This window comes from Anaerolineae bacterium, assembly GCA_014360855.1.
In the GTDB taxonomy this organism is placed as follows: Bacteria; Chloroflexota; Anaerolineae; order JACIWP01; family JACIWP01; genus JACIWP01.
The window spans coordinates 1-18,207 of record JACIWP010000024.1 but is presented as its reverse complement, the minus strand read 5'-3'; the positions used below and the strand labels follow the sequence as shown (position 1 = coordinate 18,207).

General features: G+C 62.8%; 16 protein-coding genes. 4 read left to right on the top strand and 12 right to left on the bottom strand.

Annotation, left to right across the window (positions count from 1 at the left end; genetic code table 11):
* From H5T60_02505 to H5T60_02490, 4 genes are all read left to right on the top strand, one after another.
* Positions 1-882: SGNH/GDSL hydrolase family protein (locus H5T60_02505; GenBank protein MBC7241301.1), on the top strand; the 882-nt coding region annotated here is incomplete at its 5' end.
* 184 nt (positions 883-1,066) lie between these two features.
* Complete coding sequence (locus H5T60_02500) at positions 1,067-1,693, top strand: protein-L-isoaspartate(D-aspartate) O-methyltransferase (GenBank protein ID MBC7241300.1); 627 nt, start codon at positions 1,067-1,069, stop codon at positions 1,691-1,693.
* Between the two features lie 42 nt (positions 1,694-1,735).
* The gene (locus H5T60_02495; protein ID MBC7241299.1) at positions 1,736-4,291 is read left to right on the top strand and encodes a glycosyl hydrolase; all 2,556 of its coding nucleotides are present in this window, start codon (positions 1,736-1,738) and stop codon (positions 4,289-4,291) included.
* The gene (locus H5T60_02490; protein MBC7241298.1) at positions 4,288-5,004 is read left to right on the top strand and encodes an endonuclease III; all 717 of its coding nucleotides are present in this window, start codon (positions 4,288-4,290) and stop codon (positions 5,002-5,004) included. Before H5T60_02495 ends, H5T60_02490 begins: the two co-directional genes overlap by 4 nt.
* Before the next feature lie 65 nt (positions 5,005-5,069).
* On the opposite strand, the gene H5T60_02485 is transcribed toward H5T60_02490, so the two are convergent.
* From H5T60_02485 to H5T60_02430, 12 genes are all read right to left on the bottom strand, one after another.
* Positions 5,070-6,167 carry a hypothetical protein gene (locus H5T60_02485; protein ID MBC7241297.1) on the bottom strand — a complete coding sequence of 366 codons (1,098 nt, stop codon included), beginning with the start codon at positions 6,165-6,167 and terminating at the stop codon, positions 5,070-5,072.
* Positions 6,168-6,221: 54 nt separating this feature from the next.
* Positions 6,222-6,659, bottom strand: coding sequence for a pilus assembly protein (locus H5T60_02480; protein MBC7241296.1), 438 nt, complete (start codon positions 6,657-6,659; stop codon positions 6,222-6,224).
* A gap of 66 nt (positions 6,660-6,725) precedes the next feature.
* Positions 6,726-8,480, bottom strand: a complete 1,755-nt coding sequence (locus H5T60_02475) for a hypothetical protein (GenBank protein MBC7241295.1) — start codon at positions 8,478-8,480, stop codon at positions 6,726-6,728.
* A gap of 87 nt (positions 8,481-8,567) precedes the next feature.
* Complete coding sequence (locus H5T60_02470) at positions 8,568-9,620, bottom strand: helicase DnaB (protein MBC7241294.1); 1,053 nt, start codon at positions 9,618-9,620, stop codon at positions 8,568-8,570.
* A 10-nt stretch (positions 9,621-9,630) separates the two neighbouring features.
* A complete protein-coding gene (locus H5T60_02465; GenBank protein ID MBC7241293.1) occupies positions 9,631-10,980 on the bottom strand; it encodes a CpaF family protein in 1,350 nt (449 codons plus the stop codon).
* Position 10,981: 1 nt separating this feature from the next.
* Positions 10,982-12,847, bottom strand: coding sequence for a PD40 domain-containing protein (locus H5T60_02460; GenBank protein MBC7241292.1), 1,866 nt, complete (start codon positions 12,845-12,847; stop codon positions 10,982-10,984).
* A gap of 28 nt (positions 12,848-12,875) precedes the next feature.
* Complete coding sequence (locus H5T60_02455; protein ID MBC7241291.1) at positions 12,876-13,766, bottom strand: type II secretion system F family protein; 891 nt, start codon at positions 13,764-13,766, stop codon at positions 12,876-12,878.
* Positions 13,767-13,882: 116 nt separating this feature from the next.
* Entirely contained in the window at positions 13,883-14,839 is a 957-nt protein-coding gene (locus tag H5T60_02450) for a type II secretion system F family protein (protein ID MBC7241290.1), read from the bottom strand.
* A gap of 79 nt (positions 14,840-14,918) precedes the next feature.
* Entirely contained in the window at positions 14,919-16,142 is a 1,224-nt protein-coding gene (locus H5T60_02445) for a response regulator (GenBank protein ID MBC7241289.1), read from the bottom strand.
* A 54-nt stretch (positions 16,143-16,196) separates the two neighbouring features.
* The gene (gene cpaB, locus H5T60_02440) at positions 16,197-16,985 is read right to left on the bottom strand and encodes a Flp pilus assembly protein CpaB (GenBank protein MBC7241288.1); all 789 of its coding nucleotides are present in this window, start codon (positions 16,983-16,985) and stop codon (positions 16,197-16,199) included.
* Between the two features lie 11 nt (positions 16,986-16,996).
* Entirely contained in the window at positions 16,997-17,395 is a 399-nt protein-coding gene (locus tag H5T60_02435; protein MBC7241287.1) for a pilus assembly protein, read from the bottom strand.
* Positions 17,396-17,495: 100 nt separating this feature from the next.
* Positions 17,496-17,681, bottom strand: coding sequence for a hypothetical protein (locus H5T60_02430; GenBank protein ID MBC7241286.1), 186 nt, complete (start codon positions 17,679-17,681; stop codon positions 17,496-17,498).
* Between the last annotated feature and the right edge of the window lie 526 nt (positions 17,682-18,207).

Sequence of the window (18,207 nt, the reverse complement as noted above, 5' to 3'; positions counted from 1 at the left end):
GTGCGGCACCGGCGCTCGTCGGTGCAGGATGACAGCCAGCTCCGGTCCGAAACACGCCGGCAACTCTCCGATCCAGAGCTGTGGCGGAAATGGCGTATGGTGGTGCTGGGCGATTCCATCGTCCACGGCATGGAACTCCCGGAAGAGCAGACCTTCCCATATCTGGTCCAGCGGCATCTGCAGACATATGCCAACCGCCAGGATGTGGTGGTGATCAACGCCGGCATCCCGGGCAACACCTCCCTGCATGGGCTTCAGCGGCTCCAGCGCGATGTCATCCGCTACCAGCCGCATATCACGCTGGTCTCCTTCGGGCTGAACGACGCCAACCTGCGCCGCCGGCCGCAGGACGCTTGGCTCGAGAAGGAACTTCTGCCCAAGGGCATGGGCCGGCTCCTGCACAGCTCGCATATCTACCGCACTGCCCGCTGTCGCCTGCGCCGGCTTGTGGAGGGCATCCGGCATCGTCCTCCCCTCGATTGGGATTCCCCGCCGGAGCCGGCCCCGCGTATCTCGCCGCCGGCTTTTCGCGCCGCGCTGATGTCCATGGTCCGCCGCCTCCGGCGCGCCACCTCCAGCCAGATTTTCCTGCTGACCACTCATCCGGTGCGGCCGACGTTCCTGGAAGACGAGAACTGGCGTCAGAGGCAAGAGGATATCCTGCGGCATTATAACGCCATCGTGCGCAGTGTGGCCGGCCAGACCGGTGTCGGGCTGATTGACATCGAGCAACTGTTCCAGCTTATCCATTGGGAGGATATCCTGGGCTCGGACGGCGTCCATCTGACCGCGCAGGGACAGGCGGTGTTGGCGGATATCATCTCCGATGCGCTCATCACGATAGGCGCTCTCGATTCGTGTTTACTGGGTATACCGGTATAGAGGTGCCATGGCTCGCCAGGGTTCTCGATGGTCCACCCGCCGGCTGATCGGGGTGCTGGCCGCGGCCTGCCTGGTCATCGTGGCGCTGACCTGGCTCATCTGGCGGGTCTACCCGCGGACTGCACCGCCGGCTGAGACAACTGCTGGGCCGGCGGCCGACCACTACGCGGAAGAGAGAGCGAATATGGTCAAATTCCAACTCATGGGACGGGACATCACCGACAAGGACGTGCTGGCCGCCATGGAGCGCGTGCCGCGCCATGAGTTCGTCCCAGAGGAATACCGCAGTCAGGCGTACGCCGACCACCCGCTCCCCATCGGTTACGGCCAGACCATCTCCCAGCCCTATATCGTGGCGCTGATGACCCAGCTTCTGGAGCTTCGCCCGACCGATAAGGTGCTGGAGATCGGCACCGGCTCCGGCTACCAGGCCGCCATCCTCGCTGAACTGTGCAAAGAGGTCTACACCGTGGAGATTATCAAGGAACTGGCGGAGCAGGCCGAGAAGCGGTTGAAGCGCCTGGGCTACACCAACATTCGTGTCAAGCACGGCGACGGCTATTATGGCTGGGAGGAGCACGCGCCCTTCGACGCCATCATCGTCACCGCCGCCCCGGACCATATCCCCCCGCCGCTCATCGCACAGTTGAAGGACGGCGGGCGGATGGTCATTCCTGTTGGGCCGCCGGGCGGCTATCAAACGCTGTGGTTGGTGAAGAAAGAAGGGGAGAAGATCATCACCCGCAATATCACCGGGGTCATCTTTGTGCCCCTCACCGGCGGGCACGAGATGGGCGGCCGAGAGCAGTGACGCGGCATGCGCCGGCATCCAGCACCTATCGGGAGCAGGACGTTGAGGCAGTGGTTGGCCCACGTCAGCGGCTGGCTGAATAGCTTCTGTGCCTTCCTCCAGTGGAGCGCGGCATACTACCGCCGGCTCCTGGCGGACCTGCGCTCGCGCCGACTGCACCCTCGCGAGCCGGCTGTCTCCCTGGCGCCGCCCGCCGGCATTTCCCCCGCATCCACTGGCCCCACACCGCAAAGGAGCGCTTCCATGTCCCCGACGGACGAAAGCCTTTTCCTGCACGAGCATCTCATCTTTCACCCTCGGACGGGCAAGCTGGACTTCGTGTTCGAGGGTGAGGCAGTTCTGGCGAACTTCTCCGCCTCCCTGACCTACACCGTCGCCGGCGAGCGCCGGCAGCTTGCCTTTACCCCGGGCGCCTTCGCCTATAAGGTCGAGCCAGATGGGCTGGAAATCAGTCAGGCGGATGAGCACGTCCTGCTGACCTGCCGCGTGCGGCTGGCCGACCAGCTCGAGATGTGGCTGGAAGCCCGCAACCTGGGCACCCTGCCCGTGCAGGTGGAGCGGCTGAACGTGCTGGAGATGAACGCCGGCGCCGGCGGCCGGCTGAACCTGGGCGCGGCCCCCCGGCGCTGGAGCGTGTACCAGAACGGCTGGCAGTCCTGGTCGCCGGCCTTCGCCCGCCGACTGAACGGCTCCATCCACACCGTGCCCGACAGCGAACAGTACGCCCGCTATCATCTGCCGCATGGGAATCCCGACGCCGGCGGAGAAATCAGCAGTGAATGGTTCATTATGATCAGCGCTCGCGGCGGCCGGCGCACCCGCGGCGCCGGCGCCCTGCTCCTGGGCTTCGTCACCACGGCCGACCAGCTCGCCGAGATCCGCCTGCACGCCGACGCCGAGGCCTTCCACGGCCTGCGGGTCATCTGCCATACCGACGGCATCCCGTTGGAGCCGGGCGAGACCCTGCCATCGGAGCGCCTGGTCATCGCCGCCGGCCGCGAGCCGCTCCCCCTGCTCGAGCGCTACGCCGCGCGCCTGGGCGAGCTGATGGATGCGCGTCAGCCGGCCCATATCCCCACCGGCTGGTGCACCTGGTATTACTTCTTCGGCGAGAACACCCAGCAGGACGTGCTGGACAACCTGGCCGAGCTGGGGCGCGAGAACCTGCCGCTGGATTACGTCCTCATTGACGACGGCTACCAGCGCGCCATCGGCGACTGGCTGACCCCACACCCGGAGCGTTTCCAGGACATGGCCGGCCTGGCGCGCGCCATTCGCGAGGGAGGCCGGCGCGCCGGCATATGGCTGGCACCTTTCGGCCTGGACCCGGAATCGGAGACCTTTCGGACACACCCCGATTGGGTCGTGCAGGATGAGCAGGGCCAGCCCGTCGTCGGCTGGCAGCACTTCGGCCGGGATATCTACGCCCTGGACCTGAGCCGGCCGGAGGTCCTCGAATGGCTGGCCTCTACCTTCCGCACCATGCGGGAGGAATGGGGGGTCGACCTCTTCAAGGTGGACTTCCTTTTCGCCGGCTGTGCACCCGGCCGGCGCCATGACCCCCATCTCACTCGCGCCCAGCTCCTGCGGCGCGGCCTGGCCGCCATCCGCCAGGCCATCGGGGATGACGCCTTCCTGCTGGCCTGCGGCGCGCCGTTGGGCCCCTGCATCGGATTGGCTGACGGCATGCGGGTGGGGCCGGATGTGGCCGCCAATTGGCATCCCTTTTGGCCGGACCTCTCCATGCCGGCCGCGGAAAACGCCCTGCGCAACAGCATCACCCGCTACTTCACGCACGGCCGGCTGTGGCTGAACGACCCGGACTGCGTCCTCCTGCGCGATCGGGATGACCAGTCCGATCTGGCGCTGGGCGAAATCCGCACCCTGGCCAGCGTGGTGGCCCTGTTGGGCGGGTTGACCATTTCCAGCGACAACCTGCCGACTCTGCGCAAGGGCCGGCTCAAGTATCTCCAGCAGATACTGCCGCCCACAGGTCTCTCCGCCGTGCCGCTGGACCTGTTCGAACATGAGCTTCCGCAGTGCCTGGCCCTGCCGGTGCGCCGGCCCTGGGGGGAATGGCTGGTGGTGGCGGTCATCAACTGGGAGGACCGCATCCAGACCACCGAAATAGACCTGCAGGCCATGGGACTGCCGGCCGGCAGTTACCACGTCTTCCACTACTGGCCGCGGCGTTATCTGGGCATCAGCCAGGGAACGCTGACCATGGAACGCCATCTGCCCCATGAGACGGTAGTCCTGCTCTTCAAGCCCGTCTCGGACGAGCCGGATATCCTGACCACCACCTTCCACGTTGCCCAGACGTTGGGCGAGGTCGCAGGGGTGGAGCGGACGCAGGAGGAGGACGGCCGCCGGCGCCTGACCATCCTGCTGGAGAAGCCCGGCTCGCAGTTCGGCGAGGTGTGGTTCACCTTCCCGCCGGCGTTGAAGATCAGCGCGGCGCGCGTCAACGGCCGCAAGCGCCAGGTCACCCTGGACAGCGTCGGCGTGGCCCATATGGGCCTGACGCTGAACGAGCGGGCGCGCATCGACATCGAGTTCGAACCCATTGACCCGCAGGGGGACGACACACAGCCATGACGGATATGCCTTGGGAAGAGCTGGCGGCGCTGGCGAACGAGGTGGACCGCCGGCTGTTGGAGCATTACGGCGATCCCGGGCCGGCGCCGGCCATGGACCCGATCTCGCAAATCGTCAACACCATTCTCAGCCAGAACACAAACGACGCCAACCGCGACCATGCCTACCGGCGCCTGCGGGAGCGCTTCCCCACCTGGGAGGCGGTGCGGCAGGCCCCCGTCGAGGCGATCGAGGAGGCCATCCGGCCGGCCGGCCTGGCGCCCCAGCGCGCCCCGCGCATCAAAGCCGCATTAGAGCACATTTACCAGCAGAGAGGAAGTCTGGAGCTCGATTTCCTGCGTCAACTGCCGGTGGAGGAGGCCCGACGGTGGCTGATGGGCATCCACGGGGTGGGGCCGAAGACCGCTTCCATTGTCTTGCTCTTTTCCCTGGGCATGCCGGCTTTCCCCGTGGACACGCATGTGCATCGGGTGACGCGCCGGCTGGGGCTGGCGCCGGCGCGCGCCACAGCAGAAAAGGTGCAGGACATCGTCGAGAAGCTGGTGCCGCCGGCGCGCTATTATCCCTTCCACATTAACTTGATACGACACGGCCGGCAGGTATGCACGGCGCGCCGGCCGCACTGCGAGGAGTGCTTCCTGCGGGACATCTGTGCCTATCCGCCGGCCAGGAGGGAGGGTGCCGGCACGCCCAGCGAGAGATACGGGGTATAGGCCATGGAGCGCCTTGACTGCCGCCGGCGGGTACCATCCTGACGTGAGTTGATGCGAGATATACGCTACTTGATCAGGCTCACCGCCCGGTATTCCCAGCTCTCGCCCGGCTCTCCGGATGTCCCGCCGCAGTTGCTCATGCACGAGCCACTGCAGTCCATGATGGCGACGATGGCCTTGCCGATGATGGGATTGCGCGGCTGTTTGGTTGGCGTTGGCTCAACCGTGCCCGGAGGCGGCGGGGTGGGCGTGGGAAGCTCAATGGGGTCCAGGCGCACGTTCTGGTCCCAGCCGACCACCTGGATGCATCCCACAGCGGTGATCCAATAGGTCAGGCCGCCGGGGCAGTTGCCCGAGGGATTGGTGCATCCGACCGATTCGAACAGCGGCACGGCCACGGTATCGCCGGCGCGCGCGTTGACGCCATCCTTGGCGCCGGCCTTCACGCCGGAGTCCCCGGAAATGCACGCCGGCAGCTCAATCCTCGCCCCGGAATTGCTCCGGATCCAACATTCCAGCTCGCTTTCTCCGCATCCAGGCTGGAGACACACATGGTCGTAAAGCCCTGGCACCCCCGACAGGTCCAGCCAGCCGCGGTCGCCCCCCACCACCACATCGTCATACCCATCGTTATTCAGATCGCAGTCATAGGTCTCGCAGTCCACGATCTGGTCGTCGTCCCAGACATAAAAGGGTTGATTACAGCGGGAGGCCTGAACCAGGTATCTCCATCGGTCGATGTCGAACGCCACCGGCCATAGGCCACAGGCACTGGTGACCCTACCACACGCGGCAGTGGCGTCCGCGCTGACAGTCACGGTGGGAATGCCGAAAATGCCCCCAAAAAACACCTCGACGCGTTCGATGGCGACCACGGTAACGGTGTTGCTTCCGACCGTGATGGTCGCTTCCTGGGCGTACGGGCGGTGATTGCGGGTCACGGCATATTCAAAGGCCTTCTGGCGGGCGGCCGATTCGCTGTTGCCCAGGCATAGTTCGCGTGCGCCGGCCAATGCGCCGGCGTCGGCGGCGTTCTGCATATGCCGGCGTTCCGTCCAGACCAGGCCGAAATCAATCGCCAGACCGATGACCAACAAAAGCCCCAGCAGGGCAAACGCCACCCATACCAGAGTCTGTCCTCTTTGGCGGGTGAACAGGTTCATTTCCCCTCCTTTCGCGGCATATACCGTTGCGGGTATGTGCCGGCCTTTTCCCGCTCACAACTGATCGTTTCCAAAGACCACCATCCGGGTAGTGCTCGATAGCACGAAATCCCCGATGCCCGTGATGCTCATTAGCCAGGTGTGGTGCTGGTACGACACTGTCACGCTGATGGGGTTTCCACTGCCGGCGCACTGTGCCAGCGGATCCGGGTCAATCATCACATTGCCAGGATATAGCTGAATGCCGCTGTTGGCCGCTTCCTGCAGGGCAGCGCTGATGATCTCATTGTGCAGGGCGGCCCGCTGAGCACTGCTATCCGGGTAGCACGGCAGGCGGGAGGCAACACGCGCACCCTCGCGAGCGGCATTGGCGATGACAATATAGGAATAGAACGCCCGGCCCAAGTCCACCACGCCGGCCAGCAGGAGAAGCAGAACAGGCGTCACAATGGCCATTTCCAGCAAATTGGCCCCACGTTCCGACTTCTTCATCCATCACTCTCCTTCCCGGCGACAATCACCAACCTGGTGAAGGTCACGTTTATAGCAGGATCATGTTTACGGCGCACGGCGGTCATAAATGCGTAAATAATACTGGCGCAACAGCTCGTCCACTTCGCTGTTCAGGCGCTCCCAAAAGTTTGCCATCCTTTCTTGTGCGGATGCCCATACATTCTGGACCTGCACGTTCCGCTGGACGCTCTCCACCGCCTGGGGCAGGAGGAGGACTGCGGCGAACAGGAGCATCAATGCGATGGCCAGCAAGGCCCAGCGTCTGGCGCGGCCGGCTTTCTCCGGCCTCAGGCGAACGGTGCGCCGGCCTCTCGCCAGCTCGCTGATGACGGCCGGCACGATGGCCAGCATCAGGCCGTACAGCACTGCCGAGATCAGCAGTCCGCCCAGCGGGGGCAACGGCATGCCCAGCCGCCAGTATGCCAGCCCATGGCCGGCCAAGGCGATAAGAGTCAGCGCCAGCGTCCAGAAGAGAACCTGCGCCAGCAGGCGCGGCAGGGCATATAGGAAGGGCCAAGCCAGTGGGAACAGCGCGCCCCAGATGATGCCGCAGATGGCCCACAGCAATCCCCCGATGACTGCGCCGGCGGCATATGGGCCGAACGCGGCCGGCGCGGAGGGCATCATGCCCGGCCAGACGCCGGCCAGCACCATCAGCAGGCCGATGCCGGCACCCAGCGCGCCGGCGAGCAGGAGCCCGCCGGCCGGCCGCATGATGACCCGCTGAAACAACGAGGGCTGGGGCACCACGCGGAAGCGCACCGGTATTTCCACGGCTTCCGGCATGGCGCGAGAACTCACGATGATGCGGGCTTGATAGGGTTCGGAATCGATCAGCAGGCTCGACGTGTTGACCGTCACCAGCGCCCGGCAGGGCTCCCCCTGGAACGATTTGGGCTCCACCTGTGCCCACGGATGGCTGGTCCGAAGTTCGCCGAAGCAGTATCCGCCTTTGCGATGCAGGCGGACGATCGCGGAAGCACTGTCGCCGGCCACGATATAGCCCAGGTCAACCTGTTTGGGCCGCACAGTGGGACGCCGGCGCGTCACCAGGCCGGTGCCGACCAGAAAGAGTTCCAGCGCCTGGCGGTAATCGGTGGGAGAGTCCCGTACCGCCGAGCGGGCCAATTCCGCCAGATGGGGCGCCCCAACCTCTTCCAGCCATTTTTCCAGGGTGCCGTTGCTGAGGTAATGGACGCCGTCGTCCGGATGGCGGTCCAGATGCCGCACCAGGGAGCGGATACTCCAGGCCCGGGTGCGCGTGCCAAAGGGACCTCCGGAGCGGAAGATGAAAGGCTTGGGAGCGCGCTGGGAGCGAGCCAGCCGGCGCTGTTGCAGTGCTTCTCCTAGAGCCGCGCGGGCTTCCTCATCGACCAGGGTTGCGTCTGGCGCCAGTTCGTCTGCCATAAGGGTCTCCGCAAGTGTTTCCTGTCTCAAACCAGTGGGTTCCAGGGCCTTCCATTCCGGGAACTCCGCTTTGGGAATGCTGACCACATGAAAGTGGCGAATGACGGGTTGGAGCTCCGGAAACTCATCCTGCAAAAATGCTCGCATGGCCTGGATGGCCCGTTGGGCGCCGGCGGCCAGGTGGCGAGAGCGGGTGTCCCCGCCCCCGGTTGCCGGCGCGCGCGAGGACAGCCTCGCGATAGCCTCCCAATCCACCGCCTGGCATAGCGCCAGACCCTTGGGACTGATGATGACGGCATCGAGAGGGTGCTGGAAGACCACGGCATTGGCGACGACGATATGGTCCTGCGGCAGCATCTCGCTGAGATATAAGGCCACAGAACCTTGTTCCACGATCCCGCCGGCAGCCAATAGCTCGGCCATATATGCCGCTCTCCCATCCCATCCATACAGAAGCGGCGTTACCCGTGCCGATCCGGCCTATTCCAGGATCACTTTCTCGTCCACCAAACGCTCTCGGACAAAGTTGCCGGTGGGAACGATGCGAAAGTGGGCGGCGTCGAGGGCGTACTCCATGTCCACCGCGCTCACGCCGGCGCGGTTCTTCTCCACGCTGATGACCACCCAATTGCGCATGGCCTCGGCCTGCAGAGGGTTGTAGATGAGATGTTCCCGGCTGAGGATGGCGTACTTGTTGTTGAGAATAAGGCCGATATCTGCCTCGTACTGCAGGGCAGAGCTTCCCCGCAGATCGGCGAAGCGCATGCGCTTGGACTTCAGGCCCGGGCGGTCAGCCGCGGCCACGGCGATGACGGGAATGTTCAACGCCTTCGCCAATTCCTTCAGCCCATGGGCGAGAAAAACGGTTACCTCGCTCTCCTCTTCCAAGACCGCCCGCGGCACCGGGATCTTCTGCAGATAATCCACTACCAAGATCAGTTTGGTCGAGGCCGTTTCCAGCGCCTGTTCCGTCCAACGTTGAACCTCGTCCAGGGTTGAGTTGCGGCCGCTGGCACTGACGACGAGGAGCCGGCCGGCATAGGATGCGACCCGGTCCAGGACCGCCGCATAGCGCGGCACCCGCCGGAGCATCCCCATGAGTCCCACGCCCGGCGCGGCATGCAGGGAAAAGTCGGTAAGCCGGCGCATGGTCAGCGCGTCATCTTTGTAGCCCATTTCGGCGCTTTCCAGGCACAGCAAGCGCGACAGGAGATGGGATTCGCTGTGTTCGTAACATACATATAAGGCGGCGGCGCCGGCATCCTGGCAGACGAAATTGCGGGCGACCTGCAGGCCCCAGATGGTCTTCCCCACGCCCGTCGGTCCGCCGATGATGAGCAGTTCGCCGCGCCGAAGTCCTCCATTGAGCACATCATCCAGCGGGAGAAAGCCGGTCGGAAATGGGCGCAGGTGCTCCAGATGGCCGGCGGCCACCGCACTTTCGACCTCATCCATCACCTGGGCCAGCGAGACCGGACGGATGATGCCTTCGTGCTGGTCTGTTGCCCTTTTGATCTCCACCGAGCTTTCCAAGGCACTACTCCTAACGTCGTTCCTTATGTTTGGCCGGCGCAAAGATGCCTGGATCCAGGAAGATGCCGGCGGCCTCCACTTTGTCCATGAACTTGGGGCGGACGCCGGTCGCGGTGAAATAGCCTTCCACCCGGTTGCCATAGACACCCGTCTGGACAAACTGGAAGATGTCCTGCATGACGATGACATCTCCCTCCATGCCCTGCACCTCGGTCACCCGCACCACTTTGCGGCTTCCGTCGCTCAGGCGGTCCAGGTGCACCACCAGATCGAATGCGGAGGCAATCTGTTCGCGAATGGCACGCAGGGGGAGGTCCATGCCGGCCATCAACACCATGGTCTCCACGCGATGCAGGGTGTCCCGCGGGGAGTTGGAGTGCACCGTGGTCAGCGAGCCGTCATGGCCGGTGTTCATGGCCTGCAGCATATCCAATGCCTCACCGCCGCGCACTTCACCTACCACAATGCGGTCCGGACGCATGCGCAGCGCATTAATAACGAGCTGGCGAATGGTTACCTCGCCGCGCCCTTCGACGTTGGGGGGTCGCGCCTCCAGCCGCACCACATGGCGCTGTTGAAGCTGTAGCTCAGCCGCGTCCTCGATGGTGATGATGCGTTCGTTATTGGGCAGGAAGCTCGACAGCACGTTCAGCAGGGTGGTTTTGCCGGTGGAGGTTCCACCGGAAATGACGATATTCAACCTTGCCAGGACGCACGCCTTCAGGAATTCCGCCATCTCTTTGGTGAGCGTGTTGATACGCAGCAGGTCGTCCATGGAATATACCGCCTTGGCGAACTTGCGGATGCTGATGCAGGGACCGTTGAGGGTCAGGGGCGGGATGATGACATTGACGCGGGAGCCATCGGGCAGGCGTGCGTCCACCATGGGACTGCTCTCATCGACGCGCCGGCCCAGCGGTGACACGATCCGCTCGATGATGCGCATCAGGTCCTCGGTATCCCGGAAGCGCAGGTTGGTCTCCTCCAATTTCCCATCGCGTTCGATGAAGACCTGGTCCGGCCCATTCACCAGGATTTCTGTTATGGACTCATCCTCCAACAATGCCTGCAGTGGCCCATAGCCCAGGATATCGGCCACCACCTGTTCGAACAGCTCGGCCCGTTCCAGCCGGCTGAGCGGTATCCGCTCTTCGGTGAGCGTCTGATCAAAGATGCGCTCCAGAGCGCGGCGGACCTCTTCCACGTCATCGGTCCGAATGGTCGGGCTCAGTTCCGCCAGGAGCCGGCGGTGCACCTTCTCCCGAATGGCGCGGTTGCGCTCATTCTCATCCTTGCGTACCTGTGTAGGAGGGGTCACTGGTCTGGAAGCGGGATTGGGATTGCGCGAGAAGTTTACCATTTCACTTCACCCATATTGGATCGTATTCGTCCCAGGTAGTTTCGCTGAGCCGGCGAAGATTCTGACCATTCACGTCAATGATGTAAATCTGTTTCACTCCGGTCCGGTTGGACCAGAAGACAATCCGCGTGCTATCCGGCGACCAGGAAGGATGCTTGTCCCATTCCCAATCGTTCGGTGTGAGGTTGCGCGGATCGCTTCCATCCGGGTAGATGATCCAGATGTCGTCGCTGGTGCGCTGTTGGCTGACAAAGGCGATGCGGCTTCCATCCGGCGCCCAGACGGGGTCATACGACACCTTTGTAAAGTCCTTGGTCACCTTCCATGTCGGTGCCTTGCCCCACTGATCCACCTCTCCCTGAATGTAGACCATGGGCGCCGGATCACCCTTGTCCTTCGTGACGTAGACACGGAATCGTCCGTCCGGTGAGCGCCTCTCGCTTTCCCACAGCTCATCGAACTGCTTGCGCAATTTCGGGTCATTGCCGAGATAGCGCCGGCCAGTGCCGTCGGGATTCATCATCCAGAAGCCGGTCTGCCCCTCCTTATCCGCCCAGAAGACGATCTTGTTATGCAGTGTAGCCAGCACCACGGTGGGTGTCGGGGATGGGATGGGCGTTGGCGTCGGGACCGGGGTCGGCGTGCCGGTGGCGGTAGGAGTGGGCGTGGGCGTCAGCATAGGCTGAACGGCTTCCATGCGGGCCCGAGCTACCACTGGTTCCCCGACAGGCAGCATGGAGGCCTTTTGGTACTGTTCCCACGCGTAATGGTAATCCTGTTGATCGCGATGCAGGTCGCCGCTACGGATATAGGCATCGTAGAGCATCTCGATGTATGCGCCATGCAGGTAGTTGGGACGTTGGGCATAGATGGTGCCCAGCGCATCGGCGGCGGCATCCCAACGTCCTTCCAGGTAGGCCTGCTGGCCGGCCAAATACAGGCTTGCCAGCCGCTGTTCCAGGGTGGCCTGCGGATCGCGCGGCCGCAACGCCAGGGCCTGTCCGAAATAATCCAGCGCCATGGGAACCATGCCCGGCGCCGGCGGGTCCTTTTCCACCAGCGCCTTGCCGAGCTGGAAATAACAATCATAGAGACGCGCGGCAATCAGGTCGCGCTGATAGTTCACATCCATGGTTTTGATCTGTTCATACCGCTGCACCGCCCCCTGGAAATCGCCGCTCTGGTACAGCGCCTCAGCCTCATTCCACAAATCCGTCAGGGTCAATTGTCGGTTAATCTCCGCGATGTAGCGGTTGGCATCGCAATAGCCCGACGAGCGAAAGGTGAGTTCCGTGAACAGTTCACGGGCCTCGGCCAAATCTCCCGCCTTGTATCGGGTCACCGCCTCTTGACATAGCGCCACCAGCTCGCGTTGGCGCTGGATCTGCTGGATGCCGGCCAGCGCCTCGGGATGATCGGGCACCTGGGCAAGAAGCTCTTCATAGCGCGCCTGCGCTTCATCCAGTCTGCCGGCGTTCAGAAACGCCTTGCCCTCGGCGGCCAGCCGGCTGATGCGTTGTTGCTCCTGCATCTGCGCCAGAAACGGCACCACCTGCGTGTTCCACACCCGGACGATCTGCAGGCCCAGGAACGCCACAATGATGATCGCCAGGCCTGCGATGGCCACCTGGCGCCAGGGGAAGAACCATTGTCGCGGTCGCACGCGCGCAGCTTCGTCGAACTTCGCCTTGAACCGCGCTTCATTCAGCGCATGCTGCACCGGCTGGCTGATGCCGTACAGGTCCAGCAGGGTTTCAAAGCATTGAATGGCTTCCTGCCATTCCCCGGCCTGCAGATGAGCCATGCCTTTTTTGTACAGCGGATGTTCGATGATCACTGAAAACCGTTCGTCCGTTGAGATGTCCATGTTCCGATCCATGTGTACGCATTGAAATTCACGGCATTGGGAAGCTCATGATGCCGGCCCGCATACTGGCCAGGAATTCCGCCAGAATGGGGATCGCCGGGCCCAACATGACCACCATCATCGCTGGGAAGATGAAGAAGATGAGTGGGAAGACCATCTTGACGCTGGCCTGGCGCGCCAGCTCCTCGGCTCTTTGCCGGCGCTTCAACCGCATCTCCGCCGCCTGCGCATGCAATACCTGCGATATGGGCACACCCAACTGACTGGACTGCACCAGCACCGCCACGAACGTCTCCAGCTCGGGCACTCCTGTCCGATCCACCATGCGTTTCAGCGCCAGGTCACGCGGTGTACCCACCCGCATTTCCGCGACCACCCGCTCCAGCTCGCGCGTCAAGGCATTATGCCATTGTTCCCCCACCCGCAGCATAGCGGATTCAAAGGCCAGGCCGGCCTCTACCCCGATGGTCATCATGTCCAGCGCATCGGGCAATGCCCGGGCGATCTCGTGCTGTCGCCGGCGCACCCGCTGTCGAAGCCAAAACCGCGGGATCATGAACCCGAGCAAGCTGATCAGGAGCGTGTTGCGCAGAGCGAGCATCAGGGGTTGCTTCAGGCCCATTCCCAGAAAATAAAGTCCCGCCGGCACGATCATCATCAACAACTGCAGGCCATAATAGTCCAGAGGGGTCAACCCCGCCGGCTGTCCCGCATAAATAAGCATCTGCCGGGTGAGCTCCACATTCCGCTGGGGCATGAGCCTCCCGAGAAAGCGCAGGATCCCCCGTAGGGCCGGTAGGATGACACGCTTGAAGAAGGATTGCTGCATCTCCGGTTCGCGCAAGACCTTCTCGCGCTTGAGATAGCCCTCGACACGCTCTTGTACCCCGCGTTTGACGGAGGCCGGCGCGAAGGCCATTCACACGAACAGGGCCGCCAGGCCGATGAGCACGGAGAAGACGACGGGCGACCATACGGGCCAGTTCAAGATAGGGAGCAGCAGGATGCTCAGTACGTTTGGGTCCATCGTCTCACTCATATCTCGATGTTCATGATCTTGCGAATGGTCAGGAATCCCAATACCTGCAACACCAGCGCCCCGATGGGAACCAGGCGGATCCAGCCGGGCTGGAACAGCCGGCCAATATAGTCCGGCTGCGTGACAAACAGCCAGAAGGCCAGGAAAATGGGCGCCGCCGTCAGGATGTATCCGCTCAAACGCTGCTGAGCGGTCAGGACGCGCACCTGTCGAAACATGCGAATGCGCTCCCGCACCGTCTCGCTGATGGTCTCCAGCGTTTCCGCCAGGTTCCCGCCCATTTCGCTCTGCACGTTGATAGCCGTTACGACCAATGCCACGTCATCGCTGCCGACCCGGTCCGCCATCTCGCGCAGTGCCTGGTTCACTGGTGCCCCCAGAGAGATGGCCCGGGTGACCCAAGCAAATTCCGTGGAGATGGGCGGTGGCAGGTTGTCGACCAGGAACTGGAGGGCCTGGGACAGTCCCAGGCCGGCCCGCAGTGCGCCAACCAGCAGCGTCAGGGCATCCGGCAACTGCCATGTAATGGCCCGCACACGCTGACCCTCTTTGTACCGCAGATACATGAGGGGCAGAGCAAGCCCTACCAATCCCAGCACCAGCCCCAGGGTGTATCCCATAGCCAGCGTTCCCACAGTAAACCCCACCACCGCGCCGGCCAGGATGATGACCGTGAATTCCGCGGCGGTGAAGGGAAAGCCGGCGCGCATCAGGGAGCGTGCCAATTTGGGACCGAGCCCAAAGCCGCTCAACAGGCGGGTCAGGCCGGTCCAGGCCCGCCGCCGGCGCGGCTCCGCCTCTTCGCCCTCCTCAGCAAGCTCCTGCGCCACCCCATATTGGCGCATGCGCTCCTCAATCGGGTCACGGACACTGGTAAGGAACCACAACCCGATGAAGCCCAGCAGTACGCTGAGCGAGAGCAAAATACTGAAAATTAAAGAGCCGCCAGCCATAGATTATCCCCTCTTCCATGCGACCACATTTTGTTCCGAACCCAGGGTCGCGGCCATTGGATGGATATGTACCACGCCGTTACGGAATGCTCCGCAGTGATTTCGGAACCCCTTTGCCGACCTGCCGGCTTTCTTCCAGCGCAGGAGCGGAGACCTCCGCCACCAGTTGCTGGGCCAGTTCCCGGACCGCACGCGCCAGGGGACTGCGCGGATGACTCATCACGAAGGGCACCCCCCGGTTAATGGCATATGTGGTCAGCGCCTGGTCATCGGGGATGGTATGTTTGATGGACACGCGCAAGCGATCGCCAATGTCCCGCTGGGAAAGCCCTCCTTTTAGCGTGGCACGGTTCAGCACCAACCACACTTTCTGTAGCGGATAGCCTCGTTCGTAAAACTGTTCGATCATCAGGCGCGTGTTGCGCAGTCCCACCAGCTCCGGCAGCACGCACATGACAATACGGTCGGCGCCGTCCAGAAAGCCAAATGCCGTCTCGTCCAGCGGCAGGCCCAGATCCACAACCACCCAGGCGAACATGCGCTTCAGCCAGACCAGCACTCGCTGGACATCGGGCAGGGGAATGGAAGCGGAAAGGTCTGCCGGCGGCGGTGCCAGCAGTACCCGGATGCCCGATTTATGGGTGGCCAGGACCTGCTGGATCAAATCCGCGTCCAGCCGCGCCAACTTGGGCAGTAAAGCCGTGATATTGGCACTGGAGTTGATGTTCAGCGCTACATCCACCGCCGGCGCCGCATAGTCCGCATCCACCAGCACCACGTCCTGGTTGGAGATCTCCCGCAGGGTGATGGCAGTATTGATAGCCAGCGTGGTGCGTCCGGTACCCCCTTTGGGCGAGCAGAACACCACAACCCGGCCGGCGATGACGGGCATCTGTCCGGACACTGGCGCCGTCACCTTGGACAATACCTGGCGCAACGCCGTCACCAACTCCTCCGGCTTGAGCGGTTTGGATATGAACCCGCGCGCGCCGGCCAACACCACCTCACGCGCCAGCGCCATGGCATCGTCGGCGAGCAGCACCAGCACAGCCGTCTCTGGGAACTGCGAGGCGATCTGGCTGACTATATGCGCCGGACTAACGCCGCCCAGATCATCGTCCACCAGGATGACATGGGGCAGGACATCCATGGCCCGCACGAGGGCCGGATCAGGCTGTGAAACCCAGTGCAGCCGATAATCGCCAACCCGGCCGGCCAGCGCTTTTCCGACCTCGACGCGCATCCCTTCCTGGGCACTGACGAGCAGAACTTGAAGGGTTTCCCCTGGAACTAAGCTGGCCAACATATCCTCCCTGCATAGCCGATAAATTTACCTTGCTGGTAGCGGCCCATTCCGCTAGCGCACCGGTCCCGTGGGGATTCGATATTGGTCTATCACGTAATCCATATCCACCGGTTCCACGGGGAAGGGCCTTTCCACACCAGGAGCCCGCAGGACGACGTCGGCAGTCGCGCCGGCATCGATCATATATTTCAGTACCAGTGCTTCCTGGGGATTCACCGTGAGCAACAGCGCCTGTGGGGTCCCGGACTGTGGATTCTCAGCCGATGCCCCACTGCGGATGATGGCCGCGATCGTCAGATTTTGCAGCAGGGAAAACGTCACCTGCTTCTCCTCACCTGCGGCCTGAGTGCCCGTACGAACGGGGACGTCCAACGAAAACAGCAGGTCCACATGGTCCCCTGGCTTGAGCACATTGACCTGGCTCAGGAGCTGATTGGCGGGGATGGCCACCAGCACCTCGTCTTCGGTGATAAAGAGCGCGAGACGCCCATCACCAGTCACCGTATTGGGGTCCAGGAGGCGCTGGGAGAGGATGACTTCGCCGGCGTACAGATCCACCATGGTGATCTTCCCCACCGCGTCTTCCAGCCGGCTCACCGCCCCCTCCGGCACAGCGCTCACCGGCAGTTTCGTAAGCTGGAGGTCTTCGGCGGCGAGGACCGAGCGCACCGCTATCGCCCGGCTTGCCACCACTACATCCACTTCCGGCATCGCCGCGGCTTGTTCGGCGCCGGCTCGCTGCGTCGAGGCCCTGGTCAGGACCACAAAGCCCACCACGCCGGCCACCAGTGCTACCACCAGACCGGCTGTCAACCATAAGCATCCGCGTAAGCGTCCCATACGTATGTGTCCTATTCTCTGCGCATTGTGGCGGTTGTCTGTATACGGATCACTGGGTTGCCACCAATCGCCTCAATGATCGGTGCGGTCAAAAAGTGGTGATCGTACCACACCGTTACCTGTACGGTATCGCGCGTCCAGCGGACCGTGACATTTTCGGATTTCAGTTGGAGGCCGATGCCTGCTTTGAAGGCGGCGCTGTACACCTGTGCGTCGCCGGCGGAAGGAACCACGCCGGCCCTGGCCCCATCCCGGGCAGCCAGCGCCACCGTGTTGTAATGGTAGAAGAGCATGCCGAACTCGATGATGCCCAGCAGTAGAAGCACAAGCACGGGCAGAATTAAGGCAAACTCCACCACATCCTGCCCGCGCTCCCCGGAATGCTGGAATCCCTCTCGATGCTTCAACATGGGCCCTTCCTGACCTTTCGAAAAGGGCCCCGGGGAGCCCAAAGCCCCCACAGGGCCCTTACCCCTCCTATCTTGGGCGTGGAAAACGATACGGTGATGTTTACTGCAAACCGGACGACACTTTGCCGGCAATCTGGTTGTAAATATCCCGCATCTGGCTCCCAAAGAGGCCTACGCCCACCAGGACGAGCAGGGCGATGAAGATGACCAGCACCGCGTATTCGACGACGTCCTGACCCTCTTCGCCCTTCAGCCAGTTGTTCAGCATCAGATAGTACTTCAACATGGTCGTTCACCCCTTTCTACAGAATTTGGTATTTGGCGACAATCGCCTCCTGCGCCGCCGGCTTTCCAGGATGGGCAGTCCTGGTATGCGTCCTGGCGGGAAACCCGACCCTTCATCTGCACATCTGTAAGGCCCGCTACCTCCCTGTCCCCCCGTATCATCCGGCCAGCTATCATCACTCAGAATAACCCACCCATATGATCGGCCTTGTCCATTCCCCGGCATACAAAGACATCACGGCACCCGGAAATGACACACCGCTCCCGGGAAACCCAAACGTCGGGCAGTTCGTAGGCGATCCACAACTTTCCAGGTTTCCAACTCCTGGGAAAAGCTGGCCAAGCGCCGGCCCGCACCCAAACGGGGACTTCTCCAGAGGTCAGCGATATGCTATAGTGTCGTCTGAGATGAAGAGAGATTGCCCAGCCCCACCCCTGAGGCTTCAAAGGAAAAGGGTGCAAAGGGGGTCAACTAACCATGCCGCAAAACCAAACCCATCCACGGGAACAGAGGTTCTATTGATTGT